The organism is Paraburkholderia sp. BR10141 (assembly GCF_056155635.1).
In genome coordinates this window covers 161,660-179,004 of the sequence record NZ_JBMIQH010000010.1, presented here as the reverse complement: position 1 = coordinate 179,004, position 17,345 = coordinate 161,660, and the positions used below count along the sequence as shown (strand labels likewise).

At 63.7% G+C, this 17,345-nt stretch carries 17 protein-coding genes; 8 read left to right on the top strand and 9 right to left on the bottom strand.

Annotated features, from left to right (window positions below; translation table 11 throughout):
- Positions 1 to 7: 7 nt before the first annotated feature.
- Both ACOJB8_RS16615 and ACOJB8_RS16610 read right to left on the bottom strand, forming a co-directional pair.
- Positions 8 to 1,186 carry an MFS transporter gene (locus ACOJB8_RS16615; protein ID WP_475013397.1) on the bottom strand — a complete coding sequence of 393 codons (1,179 nt, stop codon included), beginning with the start codon at positions 1,184 to 1,186 and terminating at the stop codon, positions 8 to 10.
- Between the two features lie 83 nt (positions 1,187 to 1,269).
- Positions 1,270 to 1,896, bottom strand: a complete 627-nt coding sequence (locus ACOJB8_RS16610; protein ID WP_368726732.1) for an isochorismatase family cysteine hydrolase — start codon at positions 1,894 to 1,896, stop codon at positions 1,270 to 1,272.
- Positions 1,897 to 2,237: 341 nt separating this feature from the next.
- Here ACOJB8_RS16610 and ACOJB8_RS16605 point away from each other — a divergent pair, with 341 nt between their 5' ends.
- Both ACOJB8_RS16605 and ACOJB8_RS16600 read left to right on the top strand, forming a co-directional pair.
- Positions 2,238 to 2,528, top strand: coding sequence for a hypothetical protein (locus ACOJB8_RS16605; protein ID WP_342947299.1), 291 nt, complete (start codon positions 2,238 to 2,240; stop codon positions 2,526 to 2,528).
- Between the two features lie 123 nt (positions 2,529 to 2,651).
- Positions 2,652 to 3,200 carry a hypothetical protein gene (locus ACOJB8_RS16600; RefSeq protein WP_475013396.1) on the top strand — a complete coding sequence of 183 codons (549 nt, stop codon included), beginning with the start codon at positions 2,652 to 2,654 and terminating at the stop codon, positions 3,198 to 3,200.
- Positions 3,201 to 3,596: 396 nt separating this feature from the next.
- On the opposite strand, the gene ACOJB8_RS16595 is transcribed toward ACOJB8_RS16600, so the two are convergent.
- The 6 genes from ACOJB8_RS16595 to ACOJB8_RS16570 are packed head-to-tail and all read right to left on the bottom strand — an operon-like array spanning position 3,597 to position 8,928.
- Entirely contained in the window at positions 3,597 to 5,675 is a 2,079-nt protein-coding gene (locus ACOJB8_RS16595) for an NAD(P)/FAD-dependent oxidoreductase (protein WP_475013395.1), read from the bottom strand.
- Positions 5,676 to 5,727: 52 nt separating this feature from the next.
- The gene (locus ACOJB8_RS16590; RefSeq protein ID WP_406953431.1) at positions 5,728 to 6,369 is read right to left on the bottom strand and encodes a DUF1109 domain-containing protein; all 642 of its coding nucleotides are present in this window, start codon (positions 6,367 to 6,369) and stop codon (positions 5,728 to 5,730) included.
- Positions 6,366 to 6,869, bottom strand: a complete 504-nt coding sequence (locus ACOJB8_RS16585; RefSeq protein ID WP_083245397.1) for a DoxX family protein — start codon at positions 6,867 to 6,869, stop codon at positions 6,366 to 6,368. Before ACOJB8_RS16585 ends, ACOJB8_RS16590 begins: the two co-directional genes overlap by 4 nt.
- Positions 6,870 to 6,874: 5 nt before the next feature.
- On the bottom strand, positions 6,875 to 7,654 hold the full coding sequence (locus ACOJB8_RS16580) for an HvfC/BufC N-terminal domain-containing protein (RefSeq protein WP_069266449.1): 780 nt from the start codon (positions 7,652 to 7,654) through the stop codon (positions 6,875 to 6,877).
- Complete coding sequence (bufB, locus tag ACOJB8_RS16575; RefSeq protein ID WP_475013426.1) at positions 7,644 to 8,573, bottom strand: MNIO family bufferin maturase; 930 nt, start codon at positions 8,571 to 8,573, stop codon at positions 7,644 to 7,646. Before bufB ends, ACOJB8_RS16580 begins: the two co-directional genes overlap by 11 nt.
- 43 nt (positions 8,574 to 8,616) lie before the next feature.
- Positions 8,617 to 8,928 carry a BufA1 family periplasmic bufferin-type metallophore gene (locus ACOJB8_RS16570; protein WP_069266451.1) on the bottom strand — a complete coding sequence of 104 codons (312 nt, stop codon included), beginning with the start codon at positions 8,926 to 8,928 and terminating at the stop codon, positions 8,617 to 8,619.
- A gap of 492 nt (positions 8,929 to 9,420) precedes the next feature.
- On the opposite strand from ACOJB8_RS16570, the gene ACOJB8_RS16565 reads away from it, so the two are divergent.
- Together ACOJB8_RS16565 and ACOJB8_RS16560 are read left to right on the top strand one after the other, a co-directional pair.
- On the top strand, positions 9,421 to 10,617 hold the full coding sequence (locus ACOJB8_RS16565; protein ID WP_475013394.1) for an NnrS family protein: 1,197 nt from the start codon (positions 9,421 to 9,423) through the stop codon (positions 10,615 to 10,617).
- Between the two features lie 97 nt (positions 10,618 to 10,714).
- Positions 10,715 to 11,239, top strand: a complete 525-nt coding sequence (locus ACOJB8_RS16560) for a heme-binding protein (RefSeq protein ID WP_368726728.1) — start codon at positions 10,715 to 10,717, stop codon at positions 11,237 to 11,239.
- Positions 11,240 to 11,266: 27 nt separating this feature from the next.
- On the opposite strand, the gene ACOJB8_RS16555 is transcribed toward ACOJB8_RS16560, so the two are convergent.
- A complete protein-coding gene (locus ACOJB8_RS16555) occupies positions 11,267 to 11,905 on the bottom strand; it encodes a FadR/GntR family transcriptional regulator (protein WP_475013393.1) in 639 nt (212 codons plus the stop codon).
- 235 nt (positions 11,906 to 12,140) lie between these two features.
- Here ACOJB8_RS16555 and ACOJB8_RS16550 point away from each other — a divergent pair, with 235 nt between their 5' ends.
- Genes ACOJB8_RS16550 through ACOJB8_RS16535 form a run of 4 tightly spaced genes read left to right on the top strand, consistent with a single transcriptional unit; the run spans position 12,141 to position 17,263 of the window.
- Entirely contained in the window at positions 12,141 to 13,925 is a 1,785-nt protein-coding gene (locus ACOJB8_RS16550; RefSeq protein WP_475013392.1) for a gamma-glutamyltransferase family protein, read from the top strand.
- A gap of 33 nt (positions 13,926 to 13,958) precedes the next feature.
- The gene (locus tag ACOJB8_RS16545; RefSeq protein ID WP_475013391.1) at positions 13,959 to 15,371 is read left to right on the top strand and encodes an MFS transporter; all 1,413 of its coding nucleotides are present in this window, start codon (positions 13,959 to 13,961) and stop codon (positions 15,369 to 15,371) included.
- Positions 15,372 to 15,401: 30 nt separating this feature from the next.
- A complete protein-coding gene (locus tag ACOJB8_RS16540; RefSeq protein WP_475013390.1) occupies positions 15,402 to 15,953 on the top strand; it encodes a GAF domain-containing protein in 552 nt (183 codons plus the stop codon).
- 17 nt (positions 15,954 to 15,970) lie between these two features.
- Positions 15,971 to 17,263: an MFS transporter gene (locus tag ACOJB8_RS16535; protein WP_368726724.1), complete on the top strand. Its 1,293-nt coding sequence runs from the start codon at positions 15,971 to 15,973 to the stop codon at positions 17,261 to 17,263.
- Positions 17,264 to 17,345: the final 82 nt, after the last annotated feature.

Genomic DNA, 17,345 nt, shown 5'->3' with positions numbered 1-17,345 from the left:
GGCCGGGTCATGCGTGCCCGTCAGCAACGGCTGAACTGGATCGTGCGTATGCGAGCGTATTGACCACTACGGCGGCGAGCGAGAGCAAGGCGCCGATCGCGGCGAGGCCGATCCAGGCAGCGTGCAGGGCACCTGCGCCTCCGAGTGCCGCACCGACTGCGCCACCGAGAAAGTACGAAACCATGAAAACGGTGTTCAGGCGGCCGCGGGCTTCGGGCCGCAGTGCATAGATCCGCGCCTGGTTGGCAATGAAGCTCGCGCGATTGCCCAGATCCAGCAACACCATCCCGACGATCAACCACACCAGGCTGCGTGCGCCCGCTGCGACAAATGCAAACGCGATGGCGACCGTGAGTGCGCCTGCGGTTGCAACATGGCGCGCGCCGACGCGATCGACGATCGCGCCCAGTCGTGGCGATACCGAAAGACCGACAAGGCCGATCAGCCCAAATGCTCCGATCGCGGCCGGGCCGTAATGGTAGGGCGCTCGTGCGAGTAGTACCGCGAGCGTTGCCCAGAGCGCGCTGAATGCGGCGAACACAAGAAACCCCATCGTTGCCGAGAGGCGTAGTAGCTGTTCCTTGCGAACGAGGCGAGCGAGCGAGTGCATCAACTCGCGATAGCGGATCGCCGCGAGCGCATTCGACACGGGCAGTTGCCTGATGACAATCAGAAGGCCAATGTCGATGACGGAAGCGATCACGAATATCGATCGCCAGCCCCACAGCGCGCCGACGACGCCACTCAGCGTGCGCGCCAGCAGGACGCCAGAGGAGAGCCCACCCAGCAGGGAACCGACCACGCGTCCTCGCGTCTCGGGCGTCGCCATGCCCGCGACTGCCGGGATGATGATTTGCGCGGAGATTGATGTCATTCCAACGAGGAAGCTGCATAGTGCCAGCGCGGAGAAGGACGGTGCCGCCACGCAGGCGAGCAGTGCCACTGCGTTCGCGATAATCGCTCGCGTAGCGAGTTTGCGCGGTTGGACACCGTCGGCGAGCGGGACGAAGAGCAGTAGTCCCATCGCATAGCCGAGCTGGGTAAGGGTGGCGATGAGGCTCCCACGCGCCGACGACACAGCGAAGGTCGATGCGATCTGCGGCAGCAGCGGCTGATGGTAGTAGATCGGCGAGACCGCGAGCGCGCAGCAAAGTGCCATCAGAAAGACCTGGCGCGGGGAGATCATGGGTGCCTTCGCTAAGGTAGGGGCGGAATTGCGCGGAATTCGCGGTATCGACGGAGTCGGACGAATTACAGAGCAAGGCGTGATCAGGCTTTGGGCAATGCGTCGAGGAACTCGCAGGTGCTCACGATACTGTGTGCGTAGGTCGGCCCGTTCAGCTCATGCGCCGCGTGCATCGCTTCCCACTTGAGAGCGGCCGTTGCGTCCTTCACGAGCGTCACGTGGTAACCAAGCTCCGTTGCATATCGCGCCGTAGCCTCTATGCAGGTGTTGGCCAGCAGGCCGACGATCACCACGTGCGTGATGCGACGCTGCGTGAGCTGGAAGTCGAGATCCGTATTGGCAAAACCACTGGAGCCCCAGTGTTCGAGCGCCACGACGTCACCTCGTTGCGGCGTGAAGTCAGGGTGCCATTCGCCGCCCCACTCGCCCTTCGCGAAGTGATGACCGTCCATGATCTTGCGCTGGCTCGGGCTCGGATGACACCAGCACTGATAGTCGCCAGGCTGCCACCGCCGGTGCGGTACATAGACTACCTGGACGCCGGCATCGCGGACGGCTCCGTTGATACGTCGCAGATTCTCCAGCAGTTCGACTTCTTCAGCGACATCCTTGACGAAGGGCCAGACTTTGCCTCCTTCGGAGAGGAAGTCGTTAAAGGGGTCGACGAACAGCAGTGCGGTTGATCTGGCCTCGTAGGCGACGCGGCTCATTGCATTTCTCCGGAAGGGGTTCATACCAGAACGCTGACTTGAAACAGCTCGCCCTCTCATCCGGACGCGCGTGCGACTTGCGACGCCGGTACGGCCGGAGATGAGGACTCTCTGTTTCGGCATTGTATATATGAAAAACATAGCGTCAAGTTAGGCATAAATCCCATTTCATGTGTACGGGATTGCGCAGCGTTTTTGTTGAATATGACCGGTTTACACTCGAGATAAAAGATTGCTACTATGAAAATCATATGTACAATTCTGAGGCAGCAAGCCCGGAAGTTGTTCGTATCGTTCGTACGAAGCCCACCTGATCGCAGTGCCATACCCTGGAGAGCAACATGCAATACCTCGTGATGATTTCCCGTTCCGAAAACGCATCTTCCATGTCCCCTCATAATGAAGAGGTCGAGGCGGAGGCCGAGTTTGTCCGCCGTCTTTACGCCTCCGGAATAGTTCGGCAGGTATGGCTGAGGGCAGAAGGGGGAGCCTGCATGATTTCGGAAGCAGATGACGAAGACGGCCTGAGACAACTCCTCGGCGAACTTCCTTTGGTCAAGACCGGCTATCTTGCGCCGCCACAGATCAGCCGATTGCGCTCGTATTCGGGGTTTGGTCCGCGTAGTCTCTGAGCCACTTCAGTTCTCACGCCTGTACGGGCCGGCCAATCGGTGGAGATGGCGACTCTCACATCATGTCGTCAAGCTGACAATCATCCTGGAACGATCTCAATGACACGCTGGAAGCTATTCGGTATGCTAACTATCGTCGTTGCGCTGTTCGCCACGGTGTCCTCTGCAATAGCGCCGGACCGCGTGGCATCGCTGCAATACGCGATACGAGCAACGGCTCGCACGTCCTTTATCCTGTTTCTGGCGGTCTTCCTGGCCACATCGTTTGCGCGACTCGTCCCGTCGGCGCTAACCCGCGCGCTGGTCAGGGAGCGGCGGTTTATCGGATTGTCGTTCGCCGCCTCGCAATTTTTTCACGCAACGGCGCTCATTATCTACATCAGGACAGCGCCCGAGGCATTCTGGGTGGGGCGTACGCCCGCGACAAACATACCGGGCTCCATCGGCTATTTGATGATTCTGTTGCTGACGGTCACATCGTTCGCAATGCCGGCGCGTCTGATCGGTCCGGCCAACTGGAAGAAGCTGCATCTCGCGGGCGTATGGGTACTAGCCGTCATTTTCACGGCTTCCTTCCTCACCCGAGTCCATCAACATGCCGCTTATCTCGTTCCCGGCATGGTCATGGTTGTCGCGATGTTGCTACGCATGGCCGAGCGGTTCGAAGCGTGAGGTCAGGGATTCGCCGCACCTGGAGGACGGCCTCCCGCGCAATCCATTCAGGCTGGCGCAGCAGTCGAAACTCGCGATCTTGGAACGCGCATCAAGGAGGCCCCATATCCGAGCGCGACACCGTTCGCAAGGTGTGCAAATCGCAACGCTCCATCACATTGCGTTATTTGGCCGCTGGCTACGACTTGCGCGGTTGAGAAGCGAGGTTGGATTCGTCATGGCAGTCCGTTACCTCTATAGGAACAGACGATTCAATCGTCGCAAGGACGCTCCGGCGAATGGCTCCTTCTGGCCGCCTACGGCCTAACCCATATGCTGCCCGCAGCCACCCTCAACCGTCACTCGACCCAGTGACGCTTTGATTGCCAGTTGCCTGAGGTGGGCGCACAGCGGATATCAACTCGACGGTCTGTCGGAAGCCGGATCGGTAATGAGTCGCGTGCTGCGTCGGTAGGTGACATAGGCCCAGAGCCAATCCAGCATGACCTTCACCCTGTTCGGCCCTCCGGTGAGAAACGCGATATGTGCGGCGCCCCAGAACCACCACGCTGGCGCACCCCACATGCGGATGGGGCCGATTTCTGCCACCGCGGCCTGACGCCCGATCGTTGCCAGGCTGCCGAAATGCTTGTATCGAAACGGCGGAGGCGGACGGCGACCCGCAAGCTGTGCGTCGATCACGCGCGCTGCATATCTTCCCTGCTGTTTGGCGGCAGGCGCCAACCCCGGCACCGCTGCTCCGTTCCAGCCCAGACTCGCAGCGGCGTCGCCAATCGCATAGATGCCTTCTGCGGCCGGAACGGAGAGATCGTCGTTCACCTTGATTCGTCCGGACGCGTCCTCTGGCTGGTTTAGCCATCGGGCGACCGGAGACGCTGCCACTCCGGCAGCCCACAAGATGGTTCGGGATGCAATGCGATCCTTGCCGAGGTCGGCGCCCTTCTGATCGACGCCCAGCACCCTGGTATCGAGGTAGATCGTGACCCCCAGCTTGCGAAGGGAACGTTCCGCGGCGGCAGACAGGGAAGGCGGGAACGTCGGCAGAACGCGAGGGCCGGCATGGACCAGAATGACGCGCGAGGTCGACGGATCGATCGTGCGATATTCCTGATCCATCCCGTGGTGCGCCAGTTCCGCGATGGCGCCGGCCAGCTCGATGCCCGTCGGTCCTCCGCCGACGATGATGAACGTCAGCCACGCGGCACGGGCTGCTTCGTCGGCGGCCGTTTCCGCTTCTTCAAATGCCCGCAGCAGACGGCTCCTGATCGAGGTCGCGTCCTCGATGCTCTTGAGCCCGGGCGCGTAAGGCGCCCAGTGATCGTTGCCGAAGTAACTGTGACGCGCGCCGGTCGCGAGTACGAGATAGTCGAATTTGAGGCTGGCTGCGCCGATCAGCACTTCGCGGGCGGCGGTGTCGATGCCTGTGACGCTTCCCAGACGGACCTGGACATTTCGCTGGCCACGAAAGAGGCTCCGGATCGGCGTCGCGATTTCGCCGGGCGACAACGCTGCTGTCGCGATCTGATAGAGCAGCGGTTGAAACAGATGATGATTCCGCTGGTCGATGAGGGTGATCCGGCAGCGCGAATTGCGCAGGCCGCGAACGGTCTCGATCCCGCCAAAGCCGCCGCCGACCACCACGACATGCGGACACTCGTCCAGCGTGCCTTCTTCTTTGTCCGGGCGGTCGAGCACCCAGCGGGCGAGCCAATGATCCACCGAGATGGCGCCGGGCCCCGTGGCGACAAACATAAGCAGCAGGAGAAGCATAGCCAGCCGGTCGTCCATGGACATGGCGATGCCAGCGAGTGGAACCATGGCGGCATAGATGAACATCGCCGGCCGCGTCAAGCAGCCGAAGGCGATGCAGAATGCGAGCAGCGCAGCGATCCATGTGGGGTAGGCGAACAGTGCCGCAAGACCTTGATGGGCAGCCCGCCCGAATAGGGTAGGCGTCAATGCGGAGGCGAGACTGAGCGACGCCGCTATGCCTGCGCGCGAGACGAGCAGGAGCACAGGTGACACATATCGCTCGATCAGCTCATAGCATGTCCTGACCTGTCGGGCCGGCCCAAGCGGCGCCCACGCCAGGCCTCGCGCCAACATCGCGTCGAGGGAGAATGTTCCCGGACCCAGCACGACCAGCCAGGCGAGCAAAACAAGCGTTGTGCCGTCCGGGCCGAGGGCGATCGATCCGTAGCCGCCAACGAGCAACGCAAGCGCGATGGGCCGGGTCAGCAGGCCAGCGGTGAGCAGGAGCGGCACGATACCGTGCAGCGCTGCCTCCACGCTGGACGGCGCATGCAATCCGGCGGCGGTTGAGCCGCTGTGATTGCCTTGCGCCATGGTCATGATCTGATGCACGAGCACGACCTGCCCAAACCAGACGCGAGTGGCAAGAAGCAGCCAAGGCATGCAAAGCGCACGTAGTTTGGGCGCGAAGCGGATCAGCGGTTTGAAGGCGTTCCAGAACATACGGCACCCTTTCGAACGAACCATCACGGCGCATGCGGCGTCGACGCGAATCTCACCAGCGCAGACAACGCGGCGCGACGGCCGCGCCGACTGCAGTCGTGATGACGATGGCGAGCACGTACCAGACTCCCCAGAACGGGACCGCCATCTCCGAGCAATAGAGCGAGTAGACGAGCAAGCCCTGCGCGCCTGCCAGCAGACCCGCGCCTGCGCCGGCCAGGGCGAGGCGCGTCGGCGCGAGCTGCTTCATCGCGCGCAATATCGCAGCGAGCGAGGGCAGCGAGAGCAGCACGACGTTCGCCGTCGCCGTGCGCCATGTCGTGCCGAGCATCAACTCGAGCCGGTAGCCCGGCGGCGTCGCCAGCAGAACGCTGCCGGCGGCGAGCAGCATGGAGGCCACCGGCAGCGCCGCCGCGAGCCCCGCGAGCCTGAGGTGCGCGCCGGGGCGGCCCAGCCGCTCGGCGAGCGCCACGGCCGCGGCGATGATCGCGAGCGGGAACGCGAGGCGCACCCAGAACATCGTCGTGAGGATCAGCTCGGGCATGTCGCTGCGCACGCCGTACAGCGCAACCAGCAGGGCCGCGCTACCGGCGAGGCCGTGCAGCAGTGCGCGCGTGAGCCGCCTTGGGCCGGCGTTGCGCTCGATGGGCGACACGTCGCTCGCGAGCCGGGTGACCAGCTCTCGCGTTTTCATGACCGGTACGCGCGGTCTCCGAGCAGGTAGTCGATCGATATCACGCCGGGGCCCCAGGCGGCGATGCCGAGCGCCATGGCGGCCCACGTGATGTGGATCGGCCAGCCGTCCGGCACCGTCAGCTCGATGATGCAGGTCATCAGCAGCAATCCTGCGGCCGCGAAGCGCGTGCCGAACCCGAGCACGAGCAGCACCGGGAAACCGACCTCGCCGCACGCGGAGAGGAACGCGAAGAGGGCCGGCGCGGGAAACGGATACGGACCGCCGGGCAGATGGAGCTTGAATTCGTCGGTGAAGAGATCGATGGCCGTGTCGTTGAGCTGCAGGAACCCGTGCCACTTGAGGATGCCCGATTTCCAGAAAGGCACCGCAAGCGCAATGCGCAGCACGAGTTGCACGAACGACGGTTGTGCGAGCCGTTCGATGAAGCGCCGGGCGCACCCGATCGCGTGCGCGACGTTGCCCGCGAAAGACGGTCTGGAGTCCTGTCGAGTTTGCATGATGGTTACGCTCCTGGTTGAACGGCGGCGAACACGCCCGCCGAAATCATTGCGGCCAGGCTGGCCGGCAGGTCAAAGGCGGCGCTCTCCTCGAAGGCTGCCTGCGCGGCGGCGCCGAGCGGCATGCCCTCGATGAGTGCGAGCAGAAACGCAGCGCCGCCCGCGGGCAGGCGCGAGACAATCACGTCGTAATCGGGCCGCGTGACGAGCGCGTCTTCCGCATCGCTCGAATGCAGCGGGGTGACGGGGCCGGGCGTCCGGTTCATCGCGAAGATCGCGGCGGCCGGGTAGCGCGAGCGCACGATGCGAGTAGCCGGATGCGGGACAAAGCGCAGTTGCGCTAGCGAATCCGCATCGACGCCCGCGAATGCGTCGGCCGCAAGCGGTGTGGCGTCCCCGGCGTGGTAGGCGTCGAGCCACGCGCGCTCGATGCGTGCCGTATCCGCAAGCCACGGCATGTCACGCGCGTACTCCCAGGTTTCGATGAACGACGGAAAATCGCGTCCGTACTCGAACAGGAGCGGCGAAGCCGGTGGCGTAGCGCGCACGTGACAGCGCGCCATCGCGCGGAAGAACTCGACGCCCGTGATGCGCTGCACGGCGGGATAGATCGCGGCCAGCGCATCGATGAGGCTGACCGTGACGTTGTTGCGATAGACGTTGTAGCGCTTCACGACGCCCTTGCCGTGCGCCGCCACGACACCATTCGGTGCGGCGAGGTCGGGGTTCGTCAGTCCCGGCGCGAAGGCCGTCGCGTAGTCGCTCGCGGATGGTTCAGGCTTCATGGCGGGCACGCTCCTTGAGGTATGCGTCGGACTCCGATGTATTGTTGAGAAAAAATTCGGAAGCGATGCGCCGGGCCGCCAATGCTTGTGCGCGCAGTTCGGGCCACGCAGGCAACTGGCTGTCCCATTCCACCAGTGTCGGTATGGGCCCGGTGCGTGCGATCACGTCGCGGTAGAGCGCCCAGACCGGATCGGCGACGGCGCGGTCGTGGCTGTCGATGAGCAGTGGCGCATGCTCGTCGTCGTGCTGCTCGCTGTAGCCGGCCAGGTGAATCTCGCCGACGTATTCGAGAGGAAAGTCCGCGAGGTACGCGTGTGCCGGATAGCCGTGATTGGTCGCTGAAACGAAAACGTTGTTGACGTCGAGCAGCAGCCCGCAGCCTGTGCGCTGCGCGACCGCACGGATGAATTCCGTTTCGCTCATCGTCGACGAGGCGAATGCCACGTACGTCGACGGATTCTCGAGCAGCATCGGACGTCCAATGGCTGCCTGCATCTGATCGATGTGATCGCAGACCTTATCGAGTGTCGCCTTCGTGTAAGGCAGTGGCAGCAGATCGTTGAAGAACGTGCCGCCGTGCGAAGACCACGCGAGGTGTTCGGAAACGAGTGCGGGTTCGTAGCGCGCGACCAGCTCGCCAAAGCGCGCGAGATGGCCGGCGTCGAGCCGGTCCGGTCCGCCGATCGACATGCACACGCCATGCAGCGAGACCGGATAGCGCTCGCGGATCGCGCTCAATGCGCGGTGCGGCGGACCGCCTGCGCCCATATAGTTCTCGGCGTGCACCTCGAAGAAGCCGTCCTGCAGACCGTCTTCGAGAATCGCCGCGAGATGCTCACGCTTGTAGCTGGTGCCTGCTAGCGCAGCCGCGCCGGGCGCCATGCGAAGGGGACGGCCGGACCGCGCCGCTGATTGCATGGGAGTGCTCATGACCGTCCCCTCTCTTTCGTGGTCGTAGCGATCAGGACTTGATCGGCGTGAGCGAGCCGTGGCCACCGCCTGGCACGACGATGCTCGCGCAGGTGCCACCCTGAACGAACTTCCACGAGTTGCCCTGGAAGTCGACCGTCGAGGTTCCCTGACAGGTCGTGCCGGGACCGGCGGCGCAGTCGTTTTGCCCCTTCAGCGCGACGCCGAAGCACTTCTCCTTGTGCGCGGCGACGGCGGCGTTCATCTCTTCCTTCGTGAGCGGTGCGGCATGTGCGACTGAAGCCAGCAGGCTGGCAACGGCGCCTGCAAGCAGGGCGGAACTAACAGTGGTCTTTGCGGACATGGACGTTCTCCAGTGATTGAGATTTGAGGTATCCGTCGCGGATACACCAGCTAATTCGCGCGATGCAGTGGGCCGGTTACAGCGATCGATTTATTTTTGCGCGAAGCTTCGAAGGAGGGGGAGAGCAAAACCCTTTCAAGCTCTGCCAAGCTTTATCGCGCACAAAAAAAGCACTTCAGCTTGTAAGCGGGATGCGCAATCGCCGAATCGGGTGGGATGACCTGATCGCGGTCGACGTTTTAGGGCGAAGGCGTTCAGCGAGTAACAAAAATGGGAGACGACCATCCAGGCTGTCTTTGAGGAGGGAATGGGGCGCGACATTACACCGCTCTTTCAGATTTTCATGTCTATGGTCCACGCCCGACGCCGGTTTTCGGGTTTTTTCGCTGGCTTTTCAATTGCTTTTGTGCTGCACCATTCAATTTCCCAGCGGCAATTCTCAGTCAGTCCATATAAGATGCATTGAAAATGAATGTATTGGCGAGAGCGATCATGACCGTTTTTCGAATCGAAAAACCCACCCCCGCGGCCCGCGGCGGTTTCGCGCTGTGGGCGCTCGGCTTCCGGCCGTTCTACCTTGGTGGCGCGCTCTTTGGCGGCGCGGCGCTGCTGGCCTGGATGGCCGCGTATGCCGGCCATCCGTTGCCGGGTCTCAGTTCCTACCTGCCTGGCATGTTCTGGCACGCGCATGAGATGATTTTCGGCTTCGGCGCGGCGATCGTGGCGGGTTTTCTGCTGACCGCGGTGCGCGCGTGGACGTCGATCACGCCGGCGCAGGGCAAGTCGCTGGCGGCGCTGTGGCTGTTGTGGCTCGCGGGGCGCATCACCGTCGCTTACGCACCGTCCGGCGTCGCCGCCGTGGTCGACAGCCTCTTTCTCCCCGCATGCGCGCTCGTGCTGCTGCGCGTGCTCATCGGCGCCAGGAACAGCCACAACATCTTCTTGCCGGTCGCGCTCGGCATGCTCGCCGCGCTGAATGTGGCGTTCCATCTTTCGATGCTGGCGGGCCGCGCGGACTGGGCGCTGCACAGCGCGTATCTCGCCGTGGGCATGCTGGTGCTGTTCATCACGATCATCGGCGGGCGCATCATCCCGTCGTTCACGGCCAATGCCGTGCCCCGTTACGCGGCACAACGCTGGAACGCGGTCGAGCGCGCGGTGATGCCGCTCAGCGCGCTGGCGTTCGTGCTCGACGCCGCGCTCGGCTCCGGCGTGCTCGTTGCGATCGCCGCGCTCGCGGCGGCGTGCGCACAAGGTACGCGAATCTGGGGTTGGCGTTCGTGGCGCGTCGGCAACCGGCCGATCCTGACTATCCTGCACATCGCCTATGCCTGGATCCCCGTCGGCTTTGTGCTGCTCGCGCTCGCAGCAATGGGTTCGGTCGCGCATACGCTCGCCATTCACGCGTTCACGGTGGGCGCTATCGGCTGCGCGATCATGGCGATGATCACACGCACGGCGCGCGGACACACGGGTCGCAAACTGATGGTGGGCGGCTTCGATATCGCCTGTTATGTGTTGCTCGTGCTTGCCGCGCTGATTCGCGTGGCGGGACCCTGGCTCGCGCCGCAGTGGCTCGCGTTCTGGATCGAAGCGTCGGGTGCGTGCTGGGTCGTTGCGTTCGCAGCCTATTGTTATCGCTACGCAGGCTGGCTGGTGGCGCCGCGTGTCGATGGTAAGGAGGGCTGATTCATCGGCCTTGCACAAGGCGTATCGCGCGAGTATGTTGACTGGCAAGGGCTGCACGCGCGTAACGCCTTGGCCCGCCGATGAAGGAGGGTGTGCAATGCATCACTCTGTTCAGATCGCAGGCGCGGCCTGTCTCGTCTTTGTAACCTCGGTGCAGGCTCAAACGTCAGCTTCCGCACCGCCAGCGGCTGCCGTGCCCGAGCGCATGCCTTACGACATTCCTTACGGTTCGCCTATCGGGCTTGATGCAGCGAAGCATCTGCTTGGGCTTGCTGAAGCCGAGGCACGCAGGCACGACTGGAAAATGAACATCGCCGTGGTCGATCCGCATGGCGATCTCGTTGCCTTCGAGCGTATGGATGGCGCGCAATACGCCTCCGTCGAGGTTTCGCAGAACAAGGCGCGCACGTCCGCACGCTTTCGCCGCGAGACCCGCGTTTTCTATAACCAGTTCGAGAGCGGTCATGCCTACGTTGCCACGCTCGTGCCGGACCTCGTGGCTTCGCCCGGCGGCTTTCCGCTCGTCGAGGACGGCAAGGTGATCGGCGCGATCGGCTGCAGCGGCGGCACGGGCGAACAGGATGCCGTCACGTGCAAGGCGGCGGCTTCCACCGTGAAGTAAGCGCGCGGAACGCCGTAGCTTCTTCCGTCAATGCGGCGAGCCGTACCCCTGGACCTTCAGCAGATGCTCACGCATGCAACGCGCGGCGGTTTCGCCGTCGCGCGCGAGAATTGCCTCGACGATGGACTGGTGCTGCTGTGCGAAATGATGGCGCGTGGCCTGATCCGTGGTCTTTTCACGTTGGGTAGGCTTGACCCGCATGCCGTTGATCACTTCCATCAGGGCAATGATCGCGGGATTGCGCGAGGCCTGTGCGATCAGCAGATGAAAGCGCTGGTCCCATAGTTGCCACTCCTCATCGTTTTTTGCCGTCGCGTTCCGTTTCGCGCACTTCTCCAGTTCAGCCAGATCCTCGGGCGTGGCCTTGGCGGCGGCAAGCCCGGCTAATGCCGGCTCGAACATGAGGCGCATCTCCGCGATGTCGGCCGGGCTCGTACGCGAGCGCAGGCCGCGCAGCGTGGGCGCGAACTTCAGCGGCCGCGCGCCCAGATACGTGCCGCGGCCCACGCCGCGCCAGATCCGGCCCGATGCCTCCAGCGAGGCGAGCGCCGTGCGCAGTTCGCGGCGGCTCACGCCGAGGTCCTCGGCGAGCTTGCGTTCGGGAGGCAACGCGTCGCCGTCTTTCAAGCGGTGCTGTGCGATGTAGGCAAGCAGACTGTCGAGCACGGACCTTTCCATGATGTAGCGTGAACCAATATTAATTGGTTTGATTCTATCAGTTGTGCTGCGCCGCGCAACCGTGCGCTCGTCAAATCGACGTAATCCACGGTACTCCATAGATTTACAGGGTTAACACGGGGTGCAGCCAAAAATCTTCCTTCGTATGCTGATCGTGAAAGGTTTTGGAACCAATCTAGAAAGGTTCGACTACGGGCCGAACCTTTCACCCAGGGAGTGGAAGATGTCGTTTACAACGCGTCCGGAGCTGATCGGGACCTTCGGGATGGTGGCGTCCACGCATTGGCTCGCCAGCGCGTCGGCGATGGCGGTGCTCGAGAAGGGCGGTAACGCGTTTGATGCGGCTGCTGCTGCCGGCTTCGTGCTGCAGATCGTCGAGCCGCATCTCAACGGCCCCGGCGGCGAGTTGCCCGTCGTGTTCTACAGCGCAAGGGAAGACCGTGTGCGCGTGCTGTGCGGCCAGGGAGTGACGCCGGCGACCATGACGATCGAACGCATGCGCGCGCTCGGGCTCGAAGTCGTGCCGGGCACCGGCCTGCTGCCCGCCGTGGTGCCCGGCGCGTTCGGCGCATGGATGATGATGCTGCGCGACTACGGGCAACTGCCGCTCGAAGACGTGCTGAGCTACGCGATCGGCTACGCGGAGAACGGCTATCCGGTGCTGCCGCGCATGTGCGCGTCGATTCTCGCGATCAAGGACTTTTTCCTCAGCGAATGGACGACCTCCGCCGAGCAATGGCTGCGCGACGGCGACGCCCCCGCTCCGAACGCGTTGTTCGCCAATCCCGCCATTGCCGCCACGTACCGCCGCATCCTGCGGGAGGCGAGCGCGAAAAGCGACCGCGCGGAGCAGTGCGAACTCGCGCGCTCGGCGTTCTACCGCGGCTTCGTGGCCGACGCGATCGACCAGTATTTCCGCTCGACCGACGTGCTCGACACATCCGGTCTTCGCAATCGCGGCCTGCTCGATGCGGACGATCTCGCACGCTGGGAGCCCACCTACGAGGAAGCGCTCTCGTACGACTACGCGGGCCTGCGCGTGCACAAGACAGGACCGTGGGGCCAGGGGCCGATGTTCCTGCAACAACTCGCGCTGCTCAAGGGCTTCGATCTGGACGCGATGGATCCGTTCGGTGCGGATTTCGTGCACACGGTCATCGAAACGTCGAAGCTCGCGTTTGCCGACCGCGACGTGTTCTATGGCGACCCGCACTTTGCCGACGTGCCGATGCAAACGCTGCTGAGCGACGCGTACAACGACGCGCGCCGCCGTCTCGTCGATCCGCACAAGGCCTCGTTCGAATTCCGCCCCGGGCCGCTTCTCGACAGCGAAGCGCGCGCGGCGCGCATCCTCGCCAACGCAGGGCGCCAGCAGCCGGGCGGCTTCGGGCAGGGCGAGCCGACGTTCGCACCGCTGCCCGAATTGCGCGGCGATACCGTTCATCTCGACGTGGTCGATCGCTGGGGCAACATGGTCTCGGCCACGCCGTCGGGCGGCTGGCTGCAGGCGTCGCCGGCGGTCCCCGGCCTCGGTTTCAACATCACCACGCGCGCGCAGATGTTCTGGATGGAAGAGGGCTTGCCTTCGTCGCTCGGGCCGGCCCGGCGTCCACGCACGACACTCTCGCCCACGCTCGTCACGCGCGAGGGCGAGCCCTATGCGGCGTTCGGCACGCCGGGCGGCGATCAGCAGGATCAATGGTCGATGCAGCTGTTCTTGCGGCACGTGCATGCGGGCATGAACCTGCAGGCCGCCGTGGATTCCCCCTCGTTCCAGACCGCGCATTTCCCCGGCTCGTTTTATCCGCGCTCGATGCAGCTCGGCAAGATGTCGGCCGAGTCGCGCTTTCCCGAAGCCACGCTCGCCGAATTGCGCGCGCGCGGCCACGCTCTCACGGTGGCCGAGCCATGGGGGCTCGGGCGCGTGTGCGCGGTGGGCATGCGCAACGGGCTCATGCGCGGCGCGGCCACGCCGCGCCAGATGCAGGCCTATGCGATCGGCCGCTGACCACGCGCCACGCTCAACCGGAACCGACCCACCATGTCCACCGTCGCCGCCCGACTCGAACGACTGCCGCTCGCGGGCTTCCATCGCAAACTGCTGTTGATCGGCGGGCTCGGCTATATGTTCGACGGGCTGGACTCTTCGTCGCTCGCCTTTTTGCTGCCGGTCGTGAGCAAGCTATGGCATTTGACGAGCGCCGAAACGGGACTCGTCGCCAGCAGCACGTATATCGGCTATTTTTTCGGCGCGTTTCTCTCGGGCGTGCTGGCCGACGTAATTGGCCGCCGCCGCATCATGATGAGCGCGCTGGCCATCTACTGCGCCGCATCCATGGCGAGCGCCACGGCGCACGACTGGCATACGTTTTTCGCGCTGCGCATGCTCGCGGGGTTTGGTTCGGGCGCAGAAACGGTCGTCATCGCACCGTTCCTAGCGGAATTCGTGCCGCGACGCTATCGCGGCATGTTCTGCGGCGCGCTGGTCGGATTCATGTCGTTCGGATATCTAAGCTCGTCGATTCTTGGCTATACCGTCGTGCGCAATTTCGCGGACGGCTGGCGCTATCTCGCCGTGCTGACCTCGCTGCCGGTCGTGATGCTGCTCTGGTGGCGCAGGACGTTGCCAGAGTCGCCGCGCTGGCTCGAAAGCCGCGGACGCTCCGCCGAAGCCGACAGCATCGTGCGGGCGATCGAGTCGCGCTACGAGCAGGAGGGCATTGCGCTGGCGCCGCTCGGCTCGGTGGGCGCGATTCCCGCCGCCGCGCAGGGCAGCGGCAGTGCGCTGCAAAACGTGCTGACACTGTTTTCGCGCCGGCTCGTGGGCACGACGGCGGTGAGCTGGCTGATGTGGTTCTCCGTGGCCTTCGCGTATTACTCGTTCTTCTCGTGGATTCCTGGCCTGCTCGTCAAAGAAGGCCTAACGCTCACCAGGAGCTTCGGCTATTCGATTGCCATCTACGGTGCGCAGATTCCTGGCTATTTCTCGGCGGCGTGGCTCAATGAGCGGATCGGGCGCAAGGGGGTCGTGGCCTCCTACATGACGCTTGGCGGGCTCGCCGCGATTGCGCTGGCTTTCTCGCATACGGGCGTGCAGATCACGGTGGCGGGCGTGTGCCTCTCGTTCTTCATGAATGGCGCATTTGCGGGCGTCTATGCCTATACGCCGGAGGTATTCCCGACGGCCGTACGCACGACCGGCACGGGATCTTCGTCTTCGTTCGGTCGCATCGGCTCGGTAAGCGCGCCCATTCTGGTGGGTCTCGTGTATCCGGCGTTCGGCTTCTTCGGCGTGTTCGCCATGACGACCGCCGTGCTGCTGGCGGGCGCTTGCGTCGTGTATTTCCTCGGCATCGAAACCCGCAATCGCTCGCTCGAAGACATCGAGGCGAGCGGCGCGCAGGCGGAGTTCGATGCGCACAAGCCGCTTGCCCGCGACGGGCTGCGAGGCTGAGCACGCGCCACTCTCACTCTCGTACGCCCCATGCAAACGCCCCTTTCCCTCGCGAACGAACCCTACGCACTCCAACGCGAACTTGCCGCGCTCGCGCGCCTTTCGCACGTCATGCGCCAGCCCGGGCAACCGGACGCGATTTTCCGCGAAGTGTGCGCCGTCGCCGCCGAAGCCATCGGCTTTCGCCTCTTCACGATCATGGCCTACGACGCCAGGAACCAGGAGGTGGAGCGCATGTTCACGAACATGCCCGACGTCTACCCGCCGGGCGGACGCAAGCGGAAAAGCGGCACGCCCTGGGCGCAGCGCATTCTTTCGGATCTCGAACCGTTTCGCGCCACGACGCCAGAGGGCCTGCGCGAAGCCTTCGACGATCACGCGGTAATGACGGCGATGGGGCTAGGCTCGATACTGAACATACCGGTTGCCTATGACGGCCGCTGCGTCGGGACGATGAACCTCACGCACGTGGAGGGCTGGTACACCGCGCAACATGAAGAAACGGGCCTGCTGCTCGGCGCGTTTCTCGCGCCCGCGCTCGTCGCAGATGGCATGTCTTTTGCGGCCCATGCAAGTCTCTGAACGCAGGACCCTTGTCGATGAACACAACGACATCCACCGGAACCGCCAATCGCTGGCTACTCGTCTTCGCGCTCGGCTATCTCGCGCTGCTCGTCGACGGTGCCGACGTCATGATGTACGGCCTCACGCTTTCGCGTATCAAGAGTGAATTCGGCTTGACCAATGTCGAGGCGGGTGCGCTCGGCAGCCTGACGCTGCTCGGCATGGCGATTGGCGGCATTCTTGGCGGCTGGGCGAGCGACTCGCTCGGGCGCGTGCGCGTGGTGGTCTGGGCGATGGTGCTGTTCTCGGTGGGCGCGGGGCTGCTCGGTTTCACGCACAGCTTCCTGGAATTCGCGGTCGTGCGCTTCATCAGCTCGATGGGCATTGGCTGCATGGTGCTGGTGAGTACGCTCGTGGCCGAATACGTACCCATGGCGCGACGCTCGCTGATACTCGGCGTGCTCCAAACGGCGATCTCCGCAGGCTATATCACAGTGATCGCGCTCAGCACGTGGATCCTGCCGCATTACGGCTGGCGCACGTTGTTTTATGTGGCGGCGGCGCCCGTGCTGCTCGCGTTGGCGATTCACTTCTTCGTGCCCGAGCCGCCGAGCTGGCGCATGAGCGAGGCCGCGGCTCGCCCGAGCGGCCGCCGCTGGCACGACAACCGCTACGCGTTGATTTTCGCGGACCGCGAGGCACGCAGGATGTTCATTTTCTGGTCGCTCGCGTCCGTGTTTGCGCTTTCAGGGTTCTATGGCTTGAACAACTGGTTGCCCACGTATCTGGAAAGCGAATTGCATATCAAATTCAGCTCGATGACGGGGTATATGACCGCGACGTGGGTTGTGGCGTTCATCGGCAAGATCGTGGCGGGCTGGCTGGGTGACATCTGGAGCCGGCGCGGCGTGTATGTGCTGGGCTGTATCGGTGCTGCTGTCTTTCTTCCCGTGATCGTGCTGTTCCATACCCGCGAGAACATTGCGTGGCTGATGCTCGTATTCGGTTTTCTCTACGGCGTGCCGCTGGGCACGATCGGGACTTTCATGTCGGAGAGCTTCGAAACGCGCATTCGCGGCACGGCGGTGGGCGGCTCGTATAACGTGGGACGCTTCTGTTCGGGCGCGGCGCCTATTGTGATCGGCTATATCGCTACGCAGTTTTCGATCGGCATGGGTTTTCTTGTGGTCGGCGCGGTGTTTTTCCTGAGCGGCGTGATGGCGCTGTTCATCCCGGACCGCCTGCACGATACGAGCGAAGGCGATCCGGCGCAGGCGAGTGGGGAGGCTCGGCAGGGGACGTTGACGCCGGCGACTGGAAAAGGGTGACGCGTAGTGGGACACACATTGTATCGACTGCGATGCGTCGCTGCATTTACGCTACGCTAACACCGGCCTGAAAAAACTCCGC